General features: G+C 38.8%; 20 protein-coding genes. All 20 read right to left on the bottom strand.

From position 1 onward, the window contains the following. Positions 1–20: 20 nt before the first annotated feature. Entirely contained in the window at positions 21–1,787 is a 1,767-nt protein-coding gene (locus ACH6EI_RS01515; protein WP_028411673.1) for a peptidoglycan D,D-transpeptidase FtsI family protein, read from the bottom strand. Positions 1,788–1,906: 119 nt separating this feature from the next. Further along, complete coding sequence (locus tag ACH6EI_RS01510; protein ID WP_028411674.1) at positions 1,907–2,467, bottom strand: isochorismatase family protein; 561 nt, start codon at positions 2,465–2,467, stop codon at positions 1,907–1,909. 119 nt (positions 2,468–2,586) lie between these two features. Further along, positions 2,587–3,063: a transcription elongation factor GreA gene (gene greA / locus ACH6EI_RS01505; protein ID WP_013059279.1), complete on the bottom strand. Its 477-nt coding sequence runs from the start codon at positions 3,061–3,063 to the stop codon at positions 2,587–2,589. A 218-nt stretch (positions 3,064–3,281) separates the two neighbouring features. Then, positions 3,282–3,917, bottom strand: coding sequence for a uridine kinase (gene udk / locus ACH6EI_RS01500; protein ID WP_028411675.1), 636 nt, complete (start codon positions 3,915–3,917; stop codon positions 3,282–3,284). Positions 3,918–3,924: 7 nt separating this feature from the next. Further along, positions 3,925–5,187 (bottom strand): peptidase U32 family protein, encoded by a 1,263-nt coding sequence (locus tag ACH6EI_RS01495; RefSeq protein WP_028411676.1) that lies wholly within the window; start codon positions 5,185–5,187, stop codon positions 3,925–3,927. Between the two features lie 39 nt (positions 5,188–5,226). Further along, positions 5,227–6,156: a peptidase U32 family protein gene (locus ACH6EI_RS01490; RefSeq protein WP_028411677.1), complete on the bottom strand. Its 930-nt coding sequence runs from the start codon at positions 6,154–6,156 to the stop codon at positions 5,227–5,229. Next, positions 6,153–6,809, bottom strand: coding sequence for an O-methyltransferase (locus tag ACH6EI_RS01485; RefSeq protein ID WP_028411678.1), 657 nt, complete (start codon positions 6,807–6,809; stop codon positions 6,153–6,155). Before ACH6EI_RS01485 ends, ACH6EI_RS01490 begins: the two co-directional genes overlap by 4 nt. Positions 6,810–6,990: 181 nt before the next feature. After that, the gene (gene mltG, locus ACH6EI_RS01480) at positions 6,991–8,094 is read right to left on the bottom strand and encodes an endolytic transglycosylase MltG (RefSeq protein WP_028411679.1); all 1,104 of its coding nucleotides are present in this window, start codon (positions 8,092–8,094) and stop codon (positions 6,991–6,993) included. Between the two features lie 412 nt (positions 8,095–8,506). Further along, positions 8,507–8,791: a DUF1292 domain-containing protein gene (locus ACH6EI_RS01475; RefSeq protein WP_013059285.1), complete on the bottom strand. Its 285-nt coding sequence runs from the start codon at positions 8,789–8,791 to the stop codon at positions 8,507–8,509. A gap of 154 nt (positions 8,792–8,945) precedes the next feature. Further along, the gene (ruvX, locus tag ACH6EI_RS01470) at positions 8,946–9,362 is read right to left on the bottom strand and encodes a Holliday junction resolvase RuvX (protein ID WP_013059286.1); all 417 of its coding nucleotides are present in this window, start codon (positions 9,360–9,362) and stop codon (positions 8,946–8,948) included. Next, positions 9,363–9,632 carry an IreB family regulatory phosphoprotein gene (locus tag ACH6EI_RS01465; RefSeq protein ID WP_013059287.1) on the bottom strand — a complete coding sequence of 90 codons (270 nt, stop codon included), beginning with the start codon at positions 9,630–9,632 and terminating at the stop codon, positions 9,363–9,365. Positions 9,633–9,716: 84 nt separating this feature from the next. Beyond that, positions 9,717–12,350: an alanine--tRNA ligase gene (alaS, locus tag ACH6EI_RS01460; RefSeq protein WP_028411680.1), complete on the bottom strand. Its 2,634-nt coding sequence runs from the start codon at positions 12,348–12,350 to the stop codon at positions 9,717–9,719. Between the two features lie 388 nt (positions 12,351–12,738). Further along, complete coding sequence (locus tag ACH6EI_RS01455; RefSeq protein WP_048019728.1) at positions 12,739–13,800, bottom strand: AI-2E family transporter; 1,062 nt, start codon at positions 13,798–13,800, stop codon at positions 12,739–12,741. A 113-nt stretch (positions 13,801–13,913) separates the two neighbouring features. Next, positions 13,914–14,048: a YrzQ family protein gene (locus tag ACH6EI_RS01450; protein WP_013059291.1), complete on the bottom strand. Its 135-nt coding sequence runs from the start codon at positions 14,046–14,048 to the stop codon at positions 13,914–13,916. Positions 14,049–14,073: 25 nt separating this feature from the next. After that, complete coding sequence (locus tag ACH6EI_RS01445) at positions 14,074–14,265, bottom strand: hypothetical protein (RefSeq protein WP_013059292.1); 192 nt, start codon at positions 14,263–14,265, stop codon at positions 14,074–14,076. A gap of 141 nt (positions 14,266–14,406) precedes the next feature. Beyond that, positions 14,407–16,764: an SF1B family DNA helicase RecD2 gene (gene recD2, locus ACH6EI_RS01440; protein ID WP_047749816.1), complete on the bottom strand. Its 2,358-nt coding sequence runs from the start codon at positions 16,762–16,764 to the stop codon at positions 14,407–14,409. A gap of 24 nt (positions 16,765–16,788) precedes the next feature. After that, the gene (locus ACH6EI_RS01435; protein WP_013085089.1) at positions 16,789–17,448 is read right to left on the bottom strand and encodes a tetratricopeptide repeat protein; all 660 of its coding nucleotides are present in this window, start codon (positions 17,446–17,448) and stop codon (positions 16,789–16,791) included. A gap of 157 nt (positions 17,449–17,605) precedes the next feature. After that, complete coding sequence (mnmA, locus tag ACH6EI_RS01430) at positions 17,606–18,718, bottom strand: tRNA 2-thiouridine(34) synthase MnmA (RefSeq protein ID WP_028411683.1); 1,113 nt, start codon at positions 18,716–18,718, stop codon at positions 17,606–17,608. 106 nt (positions 18,719–18,824) lie between these two features. Continuing rightward, on the bottom strand, positions 18,825–19,967 hold the full coding sequence (locus ACH6EI_RS01425) for a cysteine desulfurase family protein (protein ID WP_028411684.1): 1,143 nt from the start codon (positions 19,965–19,967) through the stop codon (positions 18,825–18,827). Between the two features lie 23 nt (positions 19,968–19,990). After that, entirely contained in the window at positions 19,991–20,407 is a 417-nt protein-coding gene (cymR, locus tag ACH6EI_RS01420; protein WP_013059297.1) for a cysteine metabolism transcriptional regulator CymR, read from the bottom strand. Positions 20,408–20,478: the final 71 nt, after the last annotated feature.

Below are 20,478 nucleotides of genomic sequence, written 5' to 3'. Positions count from 1 at the left end.
TTTTACAAATTCTTCTTATTTTAACGTGTATTTAAGTCATACATCCCTTTAACAATATCATAAAATACGCTGTTTGTGGGAGATATCGCACTTTTTGTATTTAAATCCACTACTACCATTGCGTATTTTGGATCATCTGCCGGAAAGTAACCCGCAAACCATTTATTGACGATATCGGCCTTCACATTGATTTCAGCAGTTCCTGACTTTCCTGCCACTTCATAAGGAAGCGTTTGAAATCTTCTTCCTGTTCCTTTTTCGCTCTGTACGACGCCTTTTAAAAGCTGCTGCATAGAAGCAGCTGTGGCTTCATTAATCGTATCTCCTTTTAGCTCATGCTCTTTAAACGTATACAGTGACGTATTGTTCTTATAGTCCAGCGCATCTACCGCTTTTACCTGCTTCTTTTCTCCTCCCCGTGCAATTGTCGCCATCATATTTGCTACTGCAAGCGGAGTCACTTTTACGTCAAGCTGTCCAATTGCTGTTTGCGCTACAGCATTTGGTACTTTTTTTTCTCTATCATTTGTCCAAACTCTTCCCGATTTTTCTCCTAAAAACTGCTTAAAATGTTCAAAGTGAAACACATCACCCGTCCATCCTACAGGCTGAAGAAGCCCTAACTTATCAGCATATTGTTCAATGATATCCGGATTAGATATTATCATTTCTTTTGCTAGCTGGGCAAACGTTGCATTACAACTTTGCGCAAAGCTTTCTTCAAACGTCAGCTGCCCTTTTTGATGATCTTCTTCTACATTATTGCCATAAATACTTTTATCGCAGTTATAGGTAAAAGAAGGCTGAATTTTATTTTGTTCAAGCGCTGCAGCTGCTGTTACGGTTTTAAATATAGATCCAGGAGTTTGCGGCGTCAGCAAACGATTTTCTACGCTGTCTGAACCGTTTTGCTTTTTAAATGGATCTTTCTTATTAATCGAAGGCCTGCTGGCCATCGCAATTACTTTATTGTTTTTTATATCAATTAAGACGGCTCCTCCGTCTTTTAACTTATAATGATTCAATGTATTCTCCACTAGCTCCTGAGCAGACAAATCAAGCGTCGTACGCACACTGACTGGATAATAAGGGTTAGCTGTGCCCGTATATTTTACATCGATGCCAAACATAGGTCCACCTAGGCGATCAACATGATAAAGGAGCTTAGACTCTTGTTCAGGCAGCAAAAACTCGTCAAAAGCCCTCTGCATCCCTGAGATACCTACAGGCGTAGTTGATTTAATAGCTCCATTTTTCAATTTATCACTGTACTTCTCTTCAATTATTTGTTTGCTTTGTGCTTCTAGTCCGATTAAATGTTCAGCAAGAGGAACTGGACGCTCATCTTTTAGAGGAATTCCAAACACGCCAGGTACCTTTAATGCATTTATTTTTTCGACTTGTGCATGTGATAATTCTTTTGTAATAACAACCGGTGTTTTAGCATTTGCTAGTCTGTTCGTTAATTCCTGTGGTTGCATTCCCACAATTTCGCTTACTTGCTGAACGGGCCACTTCATTTTTTCTAAAAACGGAAATAGGACTAAGCGATTATGCGTGATAGATGTTAAAGACTGCCCATTTTTATCTTCAAATTTCCCTCGCCCGTCGTCTACCACCATTTCCTGCGTACGCTGTTTTACGCTTCCTTCAATTAAGTTAATATTTTTATCAGTAAAAGATTCTGTGCTGACAAGCTGGAGTTGAACAAGCCGTGCTCCCAGTCCACTAATTAATAATAAAATAAAAATAAGAGTAATATAAATTCGCTTGTGAATTATTTTCATGACTACACCTCACTCTTTACAAGTGTCGACGTTGCCATTACTTTTAAAACCATTATCTTAAGAAATATTCATTCTTTTTTTCATTCCATAAAAAAACTTGCTGATTCAGCAAGTTTTTATTATTCATTTTCCGTTAAAAATTGTTGAGTTGTTCGTAGCTTTCCTATTTTCGGAAAGATGTAAGAAAGAGTGGCCTCATGCTCTTCTTTTGTAAATGTCGCCATGGCATCCGTGATAAAAATTTGGTTATATCCATACTGAAATGCTTCACGAGCTGTGCTTTCCACACCAATGTTTGTTGCAATTCCGCAAAGGACAATTGTATCAATTCCTCTTCGGCGAAGCTGAAGGTCTAAATCTGTCCCAAAAAAGGCTCCCCACTGACGTTTTGTCACAATGTAATCAGTCTCTTGAACATTAAGTCTTGGATCGAATTCTGCCCAGTCTGCAGGTCTTTCTTGAGGAGCAGATGGCTTTTGATCCGTTTCTGGCGTCAACGCATCTTTTCCATCTTGAAAATCTACTCGTACAAAGCTAATAAATCCATTTTGTTCGCGGAAATGATTCACAAGCTGAACAGATTTTTCTACAATTTCGTCTCCTCCAATTGGCACAATCCCTTTTTGTAAATCAATTAAAACAAGCGCTGTTTTAGTAAAATCGATATCTTTCATCTTCATCTTTCCTTTCCTACATATCTTTTCTATTCTCTCCGTTTTTTTAAATCATATAAAAAAAGCTGACGCGTGTCAGCTTTTTTACTTACGAGCATTCAGTAGAACGCTTCCAACCATATGTTTTACTTAACAGATACAATTTTCACTGACATATCTCCACCAGGAGTTTGAACAGTTACTTGATCTCCAATTTGTTTGCCCATTAGACTTTTAGCAATTGGCGAATCATTTGAAATTTTCCCTTCAAATGGATCTGCTTCTGCACTACCTACAATTGTATACGTTTCTTCGTCACCATCTGGCAACTCTACAAATGTTACAGATTTACCTAATGATACGATAGAAGAATTTTCTACATCTTCTTCAATAATTTTCGCATTGCGAATCATATTCTCAAGCGTTGTAATACGTCCTTCCACGAAAGCCTGCTCGTCTTTTGCAGAATCGTACTCAGAGTTCTCCGATAAATCTCCAAAACTGCGGGCGATCTTGATACGCTCTACAACTTCTTTACGTTTTACTGTTTTTAAATATTCTAGCTCTTGCTCTAGCTTTAGCTTTCCTTCTTCTGTCATTGGAAATACTTTTTCTTGTGCCATAATCCCTTCACTCCTTCTTGAACTCAAAATCTCTAGTGTATACAGTCGATTTCTGTATGTACAAAAAATTTTCCACTCTGTGGAAAAATCAGTTAATAGAGAAATGACAGCTTCAAAATAGAAGCTGCTCGTTTCTCTATTCTTTATAATGTTTGTGTTTAGTTAGCAGAATATGTCTGCATTGTCTTCAAAAAAATTCCTGCATCTATGCTATGTTATTATAAAATGGCATTTTGTTCAAGAATTGTTTGAATTTTAGTGACCATCAAGTCAATCGCTACGTGGTTTTGACCGCCTTCAGGAATGATAATATCTGCATAGCGTTTTGTTGGTTCAACAAACTGATTATGCATCGGGCGAACGACAGATACGTATTGATCAACAACTGACTCAAGCGTACGCTCTCGTTCTTTAATATCACGAAGCATACGACGAATGATACGAAGATCCGCATCTGTATCTACGTATAGCTTGATATCCATTAAATTACGCAAGCGCTGATCTTCTAGTACAAGAATACCTTCTAAGATAATAACATCTTTTGGTTCTTCTTTAATTACCTTCTCAGAGCGCGTATGAATTGCGTAATCATATACCGGTTTGTCAATGCTCTCATAATTTAATAAGTTTTGCAAGTGTTCAATCAGCAAATCATTATCAAATGCTAGAGGATGATCGTAATTTGTTTGCAAACGCTGTTCAAACGGTACATCGCTTTGATCTTTATAATAATAGTCTTGCTCAAGAAGCATAATAGAATGCCCTTTAAAATACTCATAAATAGCTTTGGTTACAGTTGTTTTACCAGAACCGGATCCACCAGCGATACCGATTACAACGGGCTTTTTCCCCATTTTATATTTAAATCCCCTTTCGCATCATGTTATATGAAAATAGAGGTTGGTCCACTTTAAATTTCACAATTTGCAGCGGATGACGCGCAGCATCTAGTTCATTGCCATCTTCGTCCCAAATTTTATCTATTTTTTGCGTAAAGTTTTTAATTTCCGGACCAAAAAATTCCACTTCTTCTCCCGGTTTAAAATAGTTACGCTGTTGCAATGTCACGATGCTTGTTTCTTCATCATAATTCAATACTAAACCAGCAAAATCAAATTTTGTTTTCTTGCCGTGTACGCCAAACATTTGTTCATCCACTCCAGGAACCCCTTCAAAAAAGGCGGGAGCCGTATCGCGGTTCGCACATTTGTCTAGCTCATCAAGCCATTCTTTTTGAATCACAAAATTCTCAGGATCTGCACAGTATGCGTCAATCACTTTGCGATATACGCTCACCACTGTTGCAATATAGTGGATCGACTTCATACGTCCTTCAATTTTCAAGCTATCAATACCCAGCTCAATCATTTGAGGGATAGATTGAATTAAATTTAAATCTTTTGGACTCATTGCAAACGGATCGTCTTGCTCATCAAATAAAGGCGTTTCCGTTTTACCGTCTTCTACTTTAAATAAATCATAGTCCCAACGGCATGATTGACAGCAGCCTCCACGGTTTGAATCACGCGCTGTCATGTGGTTACTTAGCACGCAGCGGCCTGAATAAGCAATACACATCGCTCCGTGAATAAAAGCTTCAATTTCAATATCCACTTTTTCTTTCATTTCGCGCATTTCTTCAGCACCCGTTTCACGAGCAAGTACAACACGTTCTAATCCTTCTTCTTTCCAGAATTGAACGGCTTTCCAGTTTGAAAGTGATTGCTGCGTACTTAAGTGTACTTCAAGCTTAGGTGCAACGCGTCGACAGGTTTCGATAATTAACGGATCAGCTACGATGATTCCAGAAACGCCAGCGCGCTCTAATCCCATTAAATAATCTTCAAGTCCGTCCATATTTTCATTGTGAGCAAAAATGTTTGTTGTAACATAAATACGTGCGCCGTATTTGTTTGCAAACTGAACACCTTCTGCCATTTCTTCAAATGTAAAGTTATCTGCATTTGAACGAAGGCCAAACTCTTTTCCTCCGATAAACACAGCATCTGCTCCATAGTGTACGGCAACTTTTAATTTTTCAAGGTTACCGGCTGGAGCTAACAACTCAGGCTTTTTCGTAATAACTCGTTTACCTTCTACTACAGTATCGATTTGAACAGCCATCGTTTGTACCTCCTTTGTTTATCTTTCTTTGCATGCTTTTTAATATACAGTTTCTTTAAAGAAAAACCCTGTGTCTAACGGGCGGTTAATTGGCTGCAAGCTTTCAATTTCTTCTAACAAATCGTCTTTAACGTTTTCGTATTCTTCACGGTCATCTACACATAAATCAATCGCTTGACGATATTTTTTTGTTACTTCTAAAATATATTGCGGTGACTTTAATACGCCGTCAATTTTAAATACATCTACTTCAGCGTCAATCATTTCGGAAAGCTCATCGATAATGCACATATCATTTGGACTCATAATGTGCGTTCCATTTTCATCTTCGAAAATTGGATACTTATTGTTTCGCTCATTATCAAGTAAAAACATATCTTTTTCTACTTTACGATTTTCAATTTCCATGACTTTTCCTTGATACTCAAAGTAGTTGCCAAGAAGTGAACGTTTCGATTGGAACATACACGTCATGCCATGCACCTGAACTTCAATTTCTACTTCGGCTTTTTCTTTGATATCAATGATGCTATCCATGCTTAGCTCACGAGCAAGAACTGCACGCTTAGCTCCTTTGCGGCCCCAGTAGTTACATGAATACCAGTTTGTTCCCGTTGTTTCAGTACTCCAGTGCATCTTCATTTCTGGAGCTGTTTCACGCACTGCCATTAATACAGCCGGATCTCCAAATACAATCGCATCCACGCTTGCTTCTTTTAAGAATAAAATATATTCATTTAATTCGGCGATTTTATCATTGTGAAATAATCCGTTCATCGCTACGTAGACTTTTGCATCATGCTGATGAGCAATATTTACAGCTTCTACGATATCTTCACGTTTGAATTCACCTGCTAAACGCAAACCGTAGCGCTGTTCACCAACCATAATAGCCGTTGCTCCAGCTTGTAGTAATGATTCGATTTCCGAAACTGCAGTTGGTGTCACTAATAGTTCTGGTTTTTTCATTCTTGGTCACCTCTTTTAATACTAATCGCGATTCCGTCTCCAATAGGGAGAATAGTTGTATAATAATCGGGATGATTCATCAGCCACGTATTGTATGCCTGAATTTTTTTAATTAAGCTACGGCGTCGACGTGTTTCTACTTCCGCCAAATCGGTCGCTACGTGACCTTTAAATAGTACGTTATCCGAAATAATCATTCCTTTAGAAGATAGCATCGGCTCATAATGTTCGAAAAAACGCTGATACTGACCTTTAGCTGCATCGATAAAGACTGCATCATAAGGACCATGACGTTCAATTTCATCTCTAAGCTCAAGTGCATCTCCAAACAACGACACAATTTTATCTTGTTTTCCCGCCCGTTCAATAAACTCTTGCGCTTTTTGGTAACGCTCTTCATTTCGTTCTACCGTAACCACTCGTGCCTCTGGAAGCGCATGGGTGATTCGAATAGACGAATATGCAATCGCTGTTCCAATTTCTAATATATGTTTTGGCTGATGAAGACGAAGAATTTGCAATAGCGTTTCAACACCAATCAATTCCATAATCGGAACGTGATGTTCTTCTGCATAAGCTTCCATTTCTTCAATAAGCTCCTGGCGCTTAGGAATAAGCTTTTCCACATACTGCTCTACGTTTTGTAAAAGCAAAACACTTCCTCCGTTCTCAGAAGTACATTTTACATTATGTTTTCATAACGTTTCATTACTGCAAAATAGTAAGACAACTAGTCTATTATAAGTTTTTTTCGTTTTTACGTAAACCCGATATATTTTAACATAAAAGATGGGGAATGCGAAGTATCGCGATTCCCCAATTTTAAATTTCCAATTATTTTTCGGTATTTTGCTTTTCTTTACCTGTAATATGCTTGGCTTTTTCTTTGTTATGTTCTTCTAACGTTTTGGTAAAAATAACTTTTCCTTCAGGTGTAGCCAAGAAGTATAAATAATCTGTATTGGCTGGATGTAACGCAGCTTTGATTGACATCAATCCAGAGCTGGCAATTGGTCCTGGAGGCAACCCCTTTACTTTATACGTATTGTAAGGAGAGTCCACTTCTAAATGCTTATAGAACACCCGGTCTTTATGCTCTCCTAAGGCATATAATACGGTTGGATCCGTTTGAAGAGGCATGTTTTTTTCAAGGCGATTATAAAAGACGCTGGCAATTTTTTCTCGGTCGACTTTCGCAGTCGCTTCCTCTTCAATTAGAGAAGACATGGTTAACAATTTATGTGCACTGAATTTTTTCTTTTCCATTTGCCCACTGTACTGACCTAATACATTATTTGTTTTCCCTACCATTTTATCCAATATTTCATCTAACGACACATTTTTATCATAAAAATCATACGTAACGGGATATAAATAACCTTCTAGCGGATGTTTAATATCTTTTTGCATCACTTCATCCGTTACTAAATCTGGATACTTTTCTTTCATTTTATTGATGAATGCCTTATCGTCTAGCTTTTTCATGACTTCGTCTTTTGTAAACTTTGTATTTTTAGCAATGATATCAGCAATTTCGACAAGCTGGCGTCCTTCTGGAATGGTGACACGAATATCAGGTTGTTTTGAAACCTCGCCTTTTTCCATTTTTTCAACCATTTCCCCTAAGCTCATGGAAGGAGAAAATAAATACGTTCCAGCTTGAAATCCAGATACATGGGTTAATTTTACGTAATAGCGAAAGGCACTTTTACTTTTAATTAAATCTTCTTTTTTCAATACCGTACCAATCGATTGAACGGAAGAACCTTGTGGAATGGTCACATTTACTTTTTTATTGCTGTTTCGATCCACGGGTGTTAAGCGGGATTGAGCATAGAAAAATGCACCGCCAACAAGTAAAAGAAGTACGATAATTGTAATAAAAATAACTCGTTTTTTCCTTGAACGATTAGGTGGTAAAAATGTTTGTTGCGACAAGCAGCTTCCTGGTTAAATCTACTTCTGTAAAAGAAGATACAACCAGTTTCACCTCTTTTCTTCTTGATTTTTTGTAAGTATGAACAGAGAGGATACATGAGATTGCGATTCATTCGTATCTCCTATAGGTGTGAGATGGTATCGCTTCCTTAAACTATCGCCTCTCCTAAATTTTTTCCATGATTTATGTTATTGTCTGCCCAAAGTCTAGTTTCATCCGTTCAAACAATGAATTCTTTTATTAAAATGCACTCTCACACGCAGGAATTATTATACTACAATTTATCTCATTTTTCGTCATTATCATACAATCTCCCCTAAGAATGCAAGGAAAAACCTTTTTATATCTAAAAAGAACGGCCGCTATGTAAAAAAAAGCTGATAACGATTGTCATCAGCTTTTTCACTATAATTATTCGCCTTCTTCGTCAAGGAATGTGTTAACCATTTCCTCAACCATGTCCCACTCTTCTTCTGTTTCAATCGGTTGAAGCTCGCCGTCTTGACCGTCTTCACTTGGTGTGAAAGCAGATGCATGAATTTCAATTTCTTCTTCATCATCTTGGTCTGCTCCGATTGGATAGTAAATTACATATGATTTGTTATATTGATCAGAATCAAATGTGAATAAAATTTCGCATAGCTGCTCATTTCCATTCTCATCGACGATTGTAATTTTATTTTCTTCTACGCTCATGTTTGCACCTCATTTTATATTGTAAGCTCTTAGCTTAACTTTTTCTTCAGCGAAAAGCAAGCTGTTCAGTTATTTCACTTCCCTTTTACGTACGAAAGAATATGTAAAAGGGAAAGTCATAACTTGTCAGCTTAAGCAAAGCCTGCTGCTTTTCTTATTGCTTGCTGTCTAAGTATCCTTGAAGAATCATAACAGCTGCCATTTTATCGATTACTTTTTTGCGTTTCTTGCGGCTTACGTCGGCAGACAGCAGTACTCGCTCTGCTGCCATCGTTGACAAGCGCTCGTCCCACATCATCGTTTCAATGTTAAGTTTTTCTTTGACGTTGTCAGCAAACTCGATGCACGCTTCGCCTCGAGGGCCAATCGTACCATTCATATTTTTAGGAAGACCCACTACGATTTTCTCTACGGAATATTCGTCAATTAACTGCTGTAAACGAGGATATGATTGCTCCATCTGCTCATCTGCAATTTTAATTGTTTCAATTCCTTGCGCTGTCCATCCCATTTCATCACTAACTGCCACACCAATTGTTTTGGTTCCTACATCTAATCCTAATACGCGCATTTATGAATCCTTTCGATGCTGTTGTAAATAAGATTTAACAAGTTCTTCAATGAGCTCGTCTCGCTCTAACTGGCGAATTGTGTTTCTCGCATCGTTATGACGAGGAATGTAAGCAGGGTCTCCTGATAACAAATACCCAACGATTTGGTTAATCGGGTTGTAGCCTTTTTCTTGCAGTGCGTCATAAACCGTAAACAATACTTCATGTACGTTTGTTTCAGCTGGCTCATCTTGAAAATTAAATTGCATGGTTTTATCAAATGAACTCACGGTCCCACCTCACTCTCTTAATTTGTGAACACATTGTGCACTATGCTAAGTCTTATTTATATTGTACACCAAGAAAGAGGAGAATTAAACGGATTTAACCCATTCTTCTACAGTGCTAAGTGCTTTTTCAATTTGGCTAGCGTCTTTTCCTCCAGCTTGCGCCATGTCAGGGCGTCCGCCTCCGCCTCCGCCGCAAATCGTTGCTACTTCTTTAACAAGTTTGCCAGCATGATGGCCTTTAGCAATTAAATCTTTTGTTACACCTGCAATAATATTTACCTTTTCACCTTGTGGAGAAGCTAATACGATCACAGCAGATTCTAATTTTTGTTTTAAATCATCAACCATTGCACGAAGGTTATTCATATCCGTTGCATTCACTTTTGCTGCTAGGACATTTACACCATTAATGTTTTGTACGCGGTCAACAAGATTGCCAGCTTCAATATTGCCAAGCTTTGTAGATAGTGAATCATTTTCACGCTGAAGATTACGAATTTCTTCTAGTAATCCTTCAACGCGCCCTACTAAATCGCGCGGGTTGGATTTTACTTTTGCCGCAGCTTCTTTTAGTAAACCTACTTGATCATTCATTAACTGATAGGCAGCTTTTCCAGTTACAGCTTCAATACGTCGAGTACCTGCACCGATTCCAGATTCTGATACAATTTTAAATAAACCGATAACAGATGTATTTGGTACGTGACATCCACCACATAATTCTAAGCTGTAGTCGCCTACTTGTACTACGCGCACGATATCTCCGTATTTCTCACCAAATAGTGCCATTGCACCCATCGCTTTTGCTTCGTCAATTGCTTTGTTTTCAATTTGTACAGAGATGCTGTCCCAAATCTTTTCATTAACGATTTGTTCAATTTTCTCAATCTCTTCTTGTGTCACTTGACCAAAGTGAGAGAAGTCAAAGCGCAAGCGATCCGCTGTTACTAAAGAACCCGCTTGATTAACATGCGTTCCTAACGTATCTTTTAATGCTTGATGCAATAAATGCGTTGCCGTATGGTTTTTCACAATCGCACTGCGGTTTTCTTCATCAAGCGTTGCCATGTATGTTTCACCTTTTACAAGCTCACCGCTTGTTACAGATACCGTTTGGACATTTTGACCATTTGGCGCTTTTTGAACGTCTTTTACTTCCGCTTTTCCTGAAGCACTTTGGATCGTACCTTGGTCCGCAATTTGACCGCCGCTTTCTGCGTAGAATGGCGTGTGGCTTAAGATGACTTGCGCTTCTGTTCCAGCTTCAGCACGGTCAACAAGCTCACCGTCTACAATAATTGCTTCAACAACTGTTTCTACTTCATTTTTATCATAGCCCACAAACTCACTTGCAACCGTTACTTCACCAAGTACGCCGCCTTGAACTTGCATAGAACTAGAATCTTGACGAGCAGCACGCGCACGCTCACGCTGTGCTTCCATTTCACGTTCAAAACCTGCATGATCGATTTTCATGTTCTCATCTTCTGCGTATTCTTCCGTTAATTCAACAGGGAAGCCATACGTATCATATAGACGGAAAACATCTTCGCCTTGTACCGTATCACTGTTTTGCGCTTTTTCTTTTTTAATAACAGTTGCCAAGATAGCTAGTCCGTCATTTAACGTTTCGTGAAAACGCTCTTCTTCATTTTTGACTACGCGCTGGATAAAATCCGTTTTTTCCTTTACTTCCGGATAGAAATCAACCATGATTTCACCTACTACCGGCACTAGGTCGTACATGAACGGACGATTAATGTTTAACTTTTTAGCATAGCGAACTGCTCGGCGTAACAAACGACGCAGCACATACCCGCGGCCTTCATTTGAAGGAAGAGCACCATCACCTACAGCAAATGTTACCGTACGAATGTGGTCAGCAATGACTTTAAATGCCGTATCTTGCTCATCATTTGTACGATATTTAGCGCCTGAAATATTTTCTGTTGCTTCAATAATTGGCATAAACAAATCTGTATCAAAGTTTGTTTGCACATCTTGAATAACAGAAACCATACGCTCTAAGCCCATTCCTGTATCAATATTTTTCTTTGGAAGCGGCGTGTACGTATTATCAGGATTATGATTAAACTGAGAAAATACAAGGTTCCAAATTTCTAAATAACGCTCATTTTCTCCACCTGGATATAATTCCGGATCAGTTAGGTCATTTCCATATGCTTCTCCGCGATCATAAAAGATCTCTGTATTTGGACCACTCGGACCTTCTCCAATATCCCAGAAGTTACCTTCTAAACGAATGATACGCTCTTTAGGCACGCCCATTTTTTCATTCCAGATCTTAAATGCTTCTTCATCTTCAGGGTGAACTGTTACAGATAGCTTATCTGCGTCGAATCCAATCCATTTATCGCTCGTTAAGAATTCCCATGCCCATTGGATTGCTTCTTCTTTGAAATAATCACCGATAGAGAAGTTACCAAGCATTTCAAAAAACGTATGATGGCGAGCCGTTTTACCTACGTTTTCGATATCGTTTGTACGAATAGATTTTTGTGCGTTACAAATACGCGGATTTTGAGGAATAACACGACCATCAAAATATTTTTTTAATGTAGCTACTCCACTGTTAATCCATAATAAAGATGGATCTTCATGCGGAACTAAAGATGCGCTTGGTTCTACATCATGGCCTTTTTCTTTAAAGAAATCTAAATACATTTGACGAACTTGTGCTGACGTCAGTTTTTTCATGATTGGTCCTCCTTTAATACTCTTCTTATTTATAGACAAAAAAATGATGACATAAAAGCATCTATTTTGCCTGTGTCCAAAAGTAATTGCTAGTTATTTGCACACAAAAAAACTCTCATCCCTGTAGCAGGGACGAGAGTTGAACTCGCGGTACCACCCTGATTATAAATGCCAAAAGCATTTATCACCTTCATAGCGTTAACGTTGCTGACACGGCAGGTTTTAGCCTGCACTCTGGACTAGCGTTCAGCTGCTCTTTGTTTAGCGCTTCTTTCAGCCAAGGAAGCCCTTCTCTAAAAACCAGTGTGCAACGTACTCGATCCATCATTGTGTTCAAAATATGTAGCGTTTTCTTATGGCGATATTATGACAAATTAACCGCTCTTTGTCAATGTTTGAGCGTATAAGAGCGGATATGCAAAATAGATATTTTAACGACTGCTAAAATTGGCACAGCCAAAATGAGACCCAATACTCCTCCAAACTCTCCTCCTAAAAGGAGCGCAAGCATGATAAACAAAGGATGAATATGAAGGCTCTTTCCTACGATAAGCGGAGACAGCACATTTCCTTCTAGAAACTGCAGCACAAAGATAATAATGACAATGGTAATAACCAACTTTATCGAGATAGTTGCTGCAATAATAGCTGCTGGAACCGCACCAATAATCGGGCCAAAATACGGAATGATATTCGTTACGCCAATAATAAAGCCTAAAAGAAGTGCATAAGGTACATGAAAGAACCAAAGTGCTGCTGTGGCAATCACACCAATAATGAGACAAACAAAAAATTGTCCTCTAATATAATTGCCAAGCGATTCATTCACATCCGATAAAAAACGTTCGCCTGGTTTGTGCCACTTTTTAGGTGTGACATAAGCTGTTGCTTTCTTAATAGAGGAAAAATCCTTCAGCATATAAAAAACAATAAATGGAATAATGATTAAAATCAAAAAAGAGGTAATCAATGATTTTAATCCTTCCGCCACTTTTGTAAGCCACACGTTGAGCGTAGCCTCTACATCATCAATGCTGCCTTCAATTTTCTCATGTACACCGTTTGGAAGTGAAGTTGTACGATCATGAATCGATTCTACCCAATGTCTATATGTATTCGTAAAATGAGGCAGCTGTTCATTTAAATCTTTTACTTGTTCCACAAAAATAGGATACGACTTATAGGCTCCGAACCCGATTCCTCCAAAAAAGATAATGTAGATCAGTAAAATAGCTAGAGGACGAGGCACGCCTTTATCATGCGTTTTTTCAATAAGCGGATGAAGTAAATATGTAATGAATGCTGCAATAAAAAAAGGCAGCAGTGCTTTTAAAAACATGTAAATAACAGGCAGCCATAAAAACTGGACTTTAAAAAAGACTAATATGCACAGCAGTGCTAATAACAGCAGTCCGAATCTATAGAACCATTTGAATGAACTATCTTTCAACGTAAACTCCTCCTCTCTTCTATTTTTTGATAAAGAAAGGAGTTTATACATGCAGTTGTATCTTCTGCCTGCAAAAAAGCACTATTGCAGCTCAGTGCAATAGTGCTTTTTTATTAGTGAATAGCTTTCATCATACGTTTACGCATTTTTTTCATATTTCTTTTTGTAAACATCTCTCGATCATCTGCCATTTTAAATGCATAAGCTCCAAGACCGAAAGCGACTACTGACGGAATGATTCTGCCCATTGCTCTTCCTCCCGGTAAAAAAGAATTAGAAATTGATTGTGCGCTCGTCATCTGAGAACAAATCATCAAGCGAGCTCAATGTTCCATCTTCTTCTACTTGGTGAGTATTAATTTGTCCTTTTGAAATAGTCATTTCAATAAAACAATTCCAGCAGTAATACTGATTTACACCAATTTTGCCAACGTCAATACTTTTACAGTTTGGACATTTAAACAAAGTCGACACCTCTTTATACGTTCTACTTATATAAACGCATTATGTCCACTTTTTTTCACGCCCATACTTTATTTTCTGACAATTAGCAAAGAAGGATGGCAACAAAGGAGTTTATTTAACTCTTTGTTAGCATGCGAAAGGTTACATGAAATCATACGGCGTAACGTTTTCCATCCCAATATTTGCATCTTTCATAAATGGAATTTCGGGATCTTCTATGTCGTTATCCAAGCTTTCTCGAAGCAGGGGCTGTAAATTCGTTTGTCGAACGCTGTCTTCATTCCGGCTGACTCCAAGCTGAAACGCTTCGTCTTCGCCGCATAAAATTAAAAACTGTTTACTTCGCGTAACGGCGGTATAAAGTAAATTGCGTCGCAGCATCCGGTAATAGCTTTTGACAATTGGAAGCACAACAATGGGAAATTCACTTCCCTGCGATTTATGAATGGAACAGCAGTATGCATGAGTTATTTGATTAAAGTCTTGCTTTGTATAAGTTACTTCGTTTCCTTCATATGAAATAACCAGCATATCCTGTTTTTCCGTATTTTCTTTGGCAAAGAAAACTGAGACGATTTCTCCCATATCTCCGTTAAATACGTTGCTATCCGGCTGATTTACAAGCTGCAGCACTTTATCTCCGACTCGGTACGTAATATCTCCGTGCTTAAGCTCTCTTCTTTGCTCAGAAGCCGGGTTAAATAATTCCTGAAGAACTTCATTCAGTTTATCAATCCCTGCAGGACCTTTATACATAGGAGCTAGAACTTGAATATCTTTAGCCGTATAGCCTTTTTTTAACGCATTCCCGCAAACTTGTTGCACGACATTCGTGATGTGCTGTCCGTGACAGCGAATAAAGGAACGATCTCCTTGCTGCCTCGATAAGTCTTCCGGAAGCTTTCCTTTTTTTATTTCATGAGCCAAATCAATAATCGACGACCCTTCCGCTTGCCGGTATACATCTGTCAGACGGACGGTAGGAACTACTTCTGAACTCAGTAAATCTTTTAACACCTGTCCCGGACCTACTGAAGGAAGCTGGTCTTCGTCTCCAACTAAAATAACCTGTAAATTAGCAGGAAGAGACTTAAACAGCTGATGAGCAAGCCACAAATCTACCATCGATACTTCATCCACAATCAATAATTTTCCGTCAATTGGATTCTCCTCATTATGGTCAAATCCTTCTTGTCCGTTCCATTTTAATAATCTGTGAATCGTAACTGCCGGAAGTCCGGTCGCTTCGCTCATTCGTTTAGCAGCGCGTCCAGTAGGTGCCACAAGTAAAACAGGAAAAGCTTCATCTTTTTTATAATCCCCTGGATTTAACGAACATCCGTGAAGTTCTGCATAGAGTTCGACTATTCCTTTAATAACCGTTGTTTTCCCTGTACCTGGTCCACCTGTTAAAAGAAGCATTGGAGACATTAAAGCAGTTTGTATGCCCTTGCGCTGAGACGGTGCATATTGCACGTCTAATCGCTCTTCTAGTTCACCTAAAGCTAGTAAAAATTCTGATTCTGGAAACTGCTCTTCGTATTGCGTTTGGGCCATAATTTTTTGAATAGCTTTAACCAGCCCTTTTTCAGCATAGAAAAGGGGAGGAAAATAAATTTTTTCGTCTTGAATGATAAGCTTTTTGTCTGCTTTTAATGCGTCCACTTCTCTTGTAAGATCCATTTCAGACAGATTCTCATGCCTGCTTTTTCGAAGAAGCTCTGCTGTTTTTCCATACAGCTGATCTGCCGTGACGTATACATGTCCCATTTGATTACATTCTTGCTCAATGACGTATAAAATACCTGCACGCAAACGATCAGGATGGTTGGTTGCCATACCAAGCCTCTTTCCAAGTTCATCGGCCCTGCTAAAACCAATACCTTGAATATCTTCTACGAGCTGATAAGGATTATTTTGAACAATTTCAAGCGCTTCTTGTTTGTACGCTTGGAAAATCTTCATCGAAAGCTGCGGTCCAAACCCGAGGTCTGTCAGCTTTACCATTACTTCTTCTAACCCTTGATGTTCACGAAGCTGCGTTACTAAAGCCTCTGCCTTGTCGGCTGAAAGCCTCGGAACCTCTTTTAGCACGGACTCATTTTGCAAAATACGAAAAATAGCGCGTTCTCCTAGGGCGTCCACAATATTTTCAGCGGTTTTTTTACCGATTCCGTGAAATAAATCGCTTGATAGGTACTGAACAACCCCTTGCCTTGATTGCGGAAGTTCTTTTTTAAACTGCTCAACATGAAATTGCAGACCAAACTTTGGATGCTCTTTGAAGTCCCCGTAAAATGTGTATACTTCATCTTCATTAAGCTTAGGAAAATAGCCTGTAACGACCGTTTCTTTATCTTCAATCTCTAAATTTGTTTTTTTGATCCGTATCCGCGTAACGTTATATAAGTTTTCTTCGTTATGAAAAACCGTTACAATTGACGTGCCGCTTATATAATGACGTTCTGGCTGTGAAGGGTTCACTAGTTCTTCGTTCATGTTATCCTTCCTTTACCCGCTTTCTTAATGTTCTAATGTAGACAGAACTTGTTTAGCATTTGCTGCCATTACGTGATCTGGCTGCACGTTTAAAGCTTCATCTAACATCTCAATTGCTTTGTCCTTATCATCTTTCATGGCATACGCTACGCCCAAATTATAGAAAGCATCGGCATGTTCTGGCTCTTGATTTACTACCTTAAGAAATTCAGCAATCGCTTCATCTACCATTTCGAGCTGTGCTAAACAAAGACCGTACTGAAATTTTGCTTCTACATCATGTTCGTTTAGTTCTACCGCTCGCTGCAGATAAGGCATCGCAAAACGAATTTCTTCCATATGAAACAGCGTTAAACCAAGCATAAAGTAGGCATCGGATGAATCTAAGCCTTTTTTGATTGCTAAATCAAAGTAGTGCTTTGCCTGCTCAAGCTGCTCTGCATTAAAATAAATATTTCCTGCTCCGTAATACGCTGTTGCCGTTTCTTCATCTAATTCAATCGCACGTTCATAAAATTTCAAAGCACGATCCATCTCACTAACAGCCGCTAACAAATTGCCAAAATTCACATACACAATTGGATCTTTTGGATTATCTTCAATTGCTTCTGAAAATGTTTTAGCAGCCTCTTCAAATTTCCCTTCCTGCATATACTGAATTCCTAGCTGATTTTTATCTGTCATTTTTTCGTTCACTCCACTGTTTTAGTTATGATTTAAAAGATTTTCACATCATGAAAATCTAGAATATGTAAGTTATTAGTTTACCCAATAAGTAAAGTATATCACAGAAAAACCTCAGCTATATACAGCTGAGGTTTTTCGTTCTTGCTTATATAAATTATACGTACCAAATTTGCTCTTCTTCTTGAAATACTTTGTCAATAGTTGCTCCGCCAAGACATTCGTCATCTTTGTAAAACACAACTGCTTGACCTGGCGTAATTGCCCGCACGGGTTCAGCAAAAATAACTTTAATTGTATCATCATCGACTTTTTCAACGGTTACTGCTGAATCGGTTTGACGATAGCGGAATTTTGCTGTGCACGTCATTGGTGACGACCAGTCACGGTCGCTTACCCAGCTGACATTTGTTGCTGTAAGAGATGTAGAATAAAGCAGCTCATTGTGAAAGCCTTGATCGACGTATAAAACGTTTTTTTCTAAATCTTTTCCAACTACAAACCACGGTTCGCCGCTGCCTCCGATACCCAAACCATGGCGTTGACCAATCGTGTAGTACATAAGGCCGTCATGCTTGCCTTTCACTTCGCCGTCAAGCGTTTGCATCACACCTGGCTGAGCAGGAAGATACTGACTTAAAAATTCTTTGAAGTTGCGTTCACCAATAAAGCAAATACCTGTGCTGTCTTTTTTCGTTGCTGTAGCAAGGCCTGCTTCTTTTGCAATTTCACGCACTTTTGATTTCTCAATTTCTCCAATTGGGAACATTACTTTTGAAAGCTGATCTTGTCCTAATTGATTTAAGAAATACGTTTGATCTTTATTTCCATCTACACCTCGAAGCATTTTATACTCCCCGTCACGATACGCAACGCGTGCATAATGTCCTGTCGCTAGATAGTCTGCTCCTAGCGTCATTGCATGCTCCAAAAAGGCTTTGAATTTAATTTCTTTATTACACATTACATCAGGATTCGGTGTACGACCTGCTTTATATTCATCTAAAAAGTAGGTAAATACTTTATCCCAATATTGTTTCTCAAAGTTGACTGCATAGTAGGGAATACCAATTTGATTACATACGCGAATAACATCGTTATAATCTTCAGTCGCAGTACAAACGCCGTTTTCATCCGTATCGTCCCAGTTTTTCATAAAGATTCCGATCACATCGTATCCTTGTTGTTTTAATAAAAGAGCTGCTACAGATGAATCAACGCCTCCGCTCATTCCGACTACTACACGTGTATCTTTAGGTGATTTTGTCAACTTCGCCACCTCCGTTTTCTTCATTTTAATTAAATTGTTCGCTAAAAAGCGAAAGAAACGACACAAACCATCAGTGAGGGATGAAGACCCTACTGATGGCTGCTATTTACATCGTTAGTCGCTTAACGATGTTTGCTGTTTGACGTGCGGTTTTTTCAATTTGCTCAGCAGAGTTTCCTAGGCCAAAGCTAAATCGAATAGAAGTTGTTAAACGTTCAGACCCTTTTCCAAACATAGCAACAAGCACATGAGAAGGATCGATTGCTCCCGCTGTGCAAGCTGAACCGCTCGATGCCGCAATTCCTGCTAAGTCTAAATTTACGAGCATCGATTCAACATTTGTTTTTGGAAATGATAAATTTAACACATGTGGCAGAGCATTTTCAAGATGTCCGTTAATTTCAAATGAAATACCTTCTTCTTTCAACACAGCTACCATTATTTCTTTGTATCTTCTATATTCATCTGCACGTGTTTGCAGCGTTTGTTGCGAAATTTTCACAGCTTCTTCAAACCCGACGATACTTGTCATGTTCTCAGTTCCAGCTCGTCGTTTGCGCTCTTGTTCTCCTCCAAATAGCAAAGGAGACAGTGAAACGTGAGCAGCTGCATATAAAAAGCCCATCCCTTTTGGTCCGTTAATTTTATGAGCCGAAACGGATAAAAGATCGACACCTAATTGTTGCACATTTAACGGAATTAATCCATAAGCTTGCACTGCATCCGTGTGGAAATATGCTCCATGCTCTTTTAATAGAACTCCAATTTCTCCAATTGGCTGAATAGCACCTACTTCATTATTTCCAAACATCACCGACACAAGAATTGTTTGATCCGTTAGGGCTGATTTTATTTCATCCACAGATACTTGTCCGTACTCATTAACTGGTAGGTAAGTCACTTCAAAGCCCTGTGTTTCTAAATATTCACACGTATGAAGCACAGCGTGGTGTTCAATTTGCGTGGTAATAATATGATTTCCTTTATGGCGGTTTGCAAGAGCGACTCCGATCAGTGCCATATTATCTGCTTCTGTCCCACCACTTGTAAAAATCAGTTCATTTTCGTGTGCTCCAATACTTGCTGCAATCGTTTGGCGAGCTTCGTCTAAATAGCGTCGACTTTCCCGCCCGTAGTGATGAATACTAGACGGATTTCCAAAGTACTCATGCATAAAAGTCGTCATTTTCTCAACGACTGCTGGATGTATTGGAGACGTTGCTGCATGATCAACATAAATACGTTCCAAAATAAACGCCTCCTATCTCATTATTAAATATAAAACATATAAGACGCTTGATCATCATCAGAATGATTTGCTAAATCTTCAAGCGTTGTACTATCTAGCACTTCTTTAACTGCATCTCGAATACGAATCCACAGCTCGCGTTTTGCAGGCTCTTCATCTTCAATTCCTTCTACAGGACTAATAGGACCTTCTAAAACGGAAATAATATCGCCAGAAGTAATGTTAGCAGGTTCATGTGCCAAGATGTAACCTCCATAAGCTCCGCGCACGCTTTTTACAAGCCCAGCGTTACGCAGCGGTGAAATAAGCTGCTCTAAATAATGTTCAGATAAATCATGCGTTTGAGCAATAGTTTTAAGCGAGATAGGACCTTCTCCAAAGCGCTTCGCAAGCTCAATCATAATCGTTAAACCGTAGCGTCCTTTTGTTGAAATTTTCATACGATACACTCCTTCAATACACTTTTTTTATTTATGAAAAAAATAAGACCCTCACGTTGTCACTGAATGCT

Source organism: Priestia sp. JSM ZJ58, assembly GCF_044383985.1.
Classification (GTDB): domain Bacteria; phylum Bacillota; class Bacilli; order Bacillales; family Bacillaceae_H; genus Priestia; species Priestia zanthoxyli.
This window is presented reverse-complemented; position numbering and strand designations above follow the sequence as displayed.

Excerpts from the sequence above, each read along its gene's own strand:
- ACH6EI_RS01450 (WP_013059291.1), bottom strand. The coding sequence starts at position 14,048 with ATGGGCAGAATCATTCCGTCAGTAGTCGCTTTCGGTCTTGGAGCTTAT.
- recD2 (WP_047749816.1), bottom strand. The coding sequence starts at position 16,764 with ATGAACGAAGAACTAGTGAACCCTTCACAGCCAGAACGTCATTATATA.
- greA (WP_013059279.1), bottom strand. The coding sequence starts at position 3,063 with ATGGCACAAGAAAAAGTATTTCCAATGACAGAAGAAGGAAAGCTAAAG.
- ACH6EI_RS01490 (WP_028411677.1), bottom strand. The coding sequence starts at position 6,156 with ATGAAAAAACCAGAACTATTAGTGACACCAACTGCAGTTTCGGAAATC.
- ACH6EI_RS01495 (WP_028411676.1), bottom strand. The coding sequence starts at position 5,187 with ATGGCTGTTCAAATCGATACTGTAGTAGAAGGTAAACGAGTTATTACG.
- ACH6EI_RS01475 (WP_013059285.1), bottom strand. The coding sequence starts at position 8,791 with ATGAGCGTAGAAGAAAATAAAATTACAATCGTCGATGAGAATGGAAAT.
- ACH6EI_RS01435 (WP_013085089.1), bottom strand. The coding sequence starts at position 17,448 with ATGACAGATAAAAATCAGCTAGGAATTCAGTATATGCAGGAAGGGAAA.
- cymR (WP_013059297.1), bottom strand. The coding sequence starts at position 20,407 with ATGAAAATTTCAACAAAAGGACGCTACGGTTTAACGATTATGATTGAG.
- alaS (WP_028411680.1), bottom strand. The coding sequence starts at position 12,350 with ATGAAAAAACTGACGTCAGCACAAGTTCGTCAAATGTATTTAGATTTC.
- ruvX (WP_013059286.1), bottom strand. The coding sequence starts at position 9,362 with ATGCGCGTATTAGGATTAGATGTAGGAACCAAAACAATTGGTGTGGCA.
- udk (WP_028411675.1), bottom strand. The coding sequence starts at position 3,917 with ATGGGGAAAAAGCCCGTTGTAATCGGTATCGCTGGTGGATCCGGTTCT.
- ACH6EI_RS01515 (WP_028411673.1), bottom strand. The coding sequence starts at position 1,787 with ATGAAAATAATTCACAAGCGAATTTATATTACTCTTATTTTTATTTTA.
- ACH6EI_RS01510 (WP_028411674.1), bottom strand. The coding sequence starts at position 2,467 with ATGAAGATGAAAGATATCGATTTTACTAAAACAGCGCTTGTTTTAATT.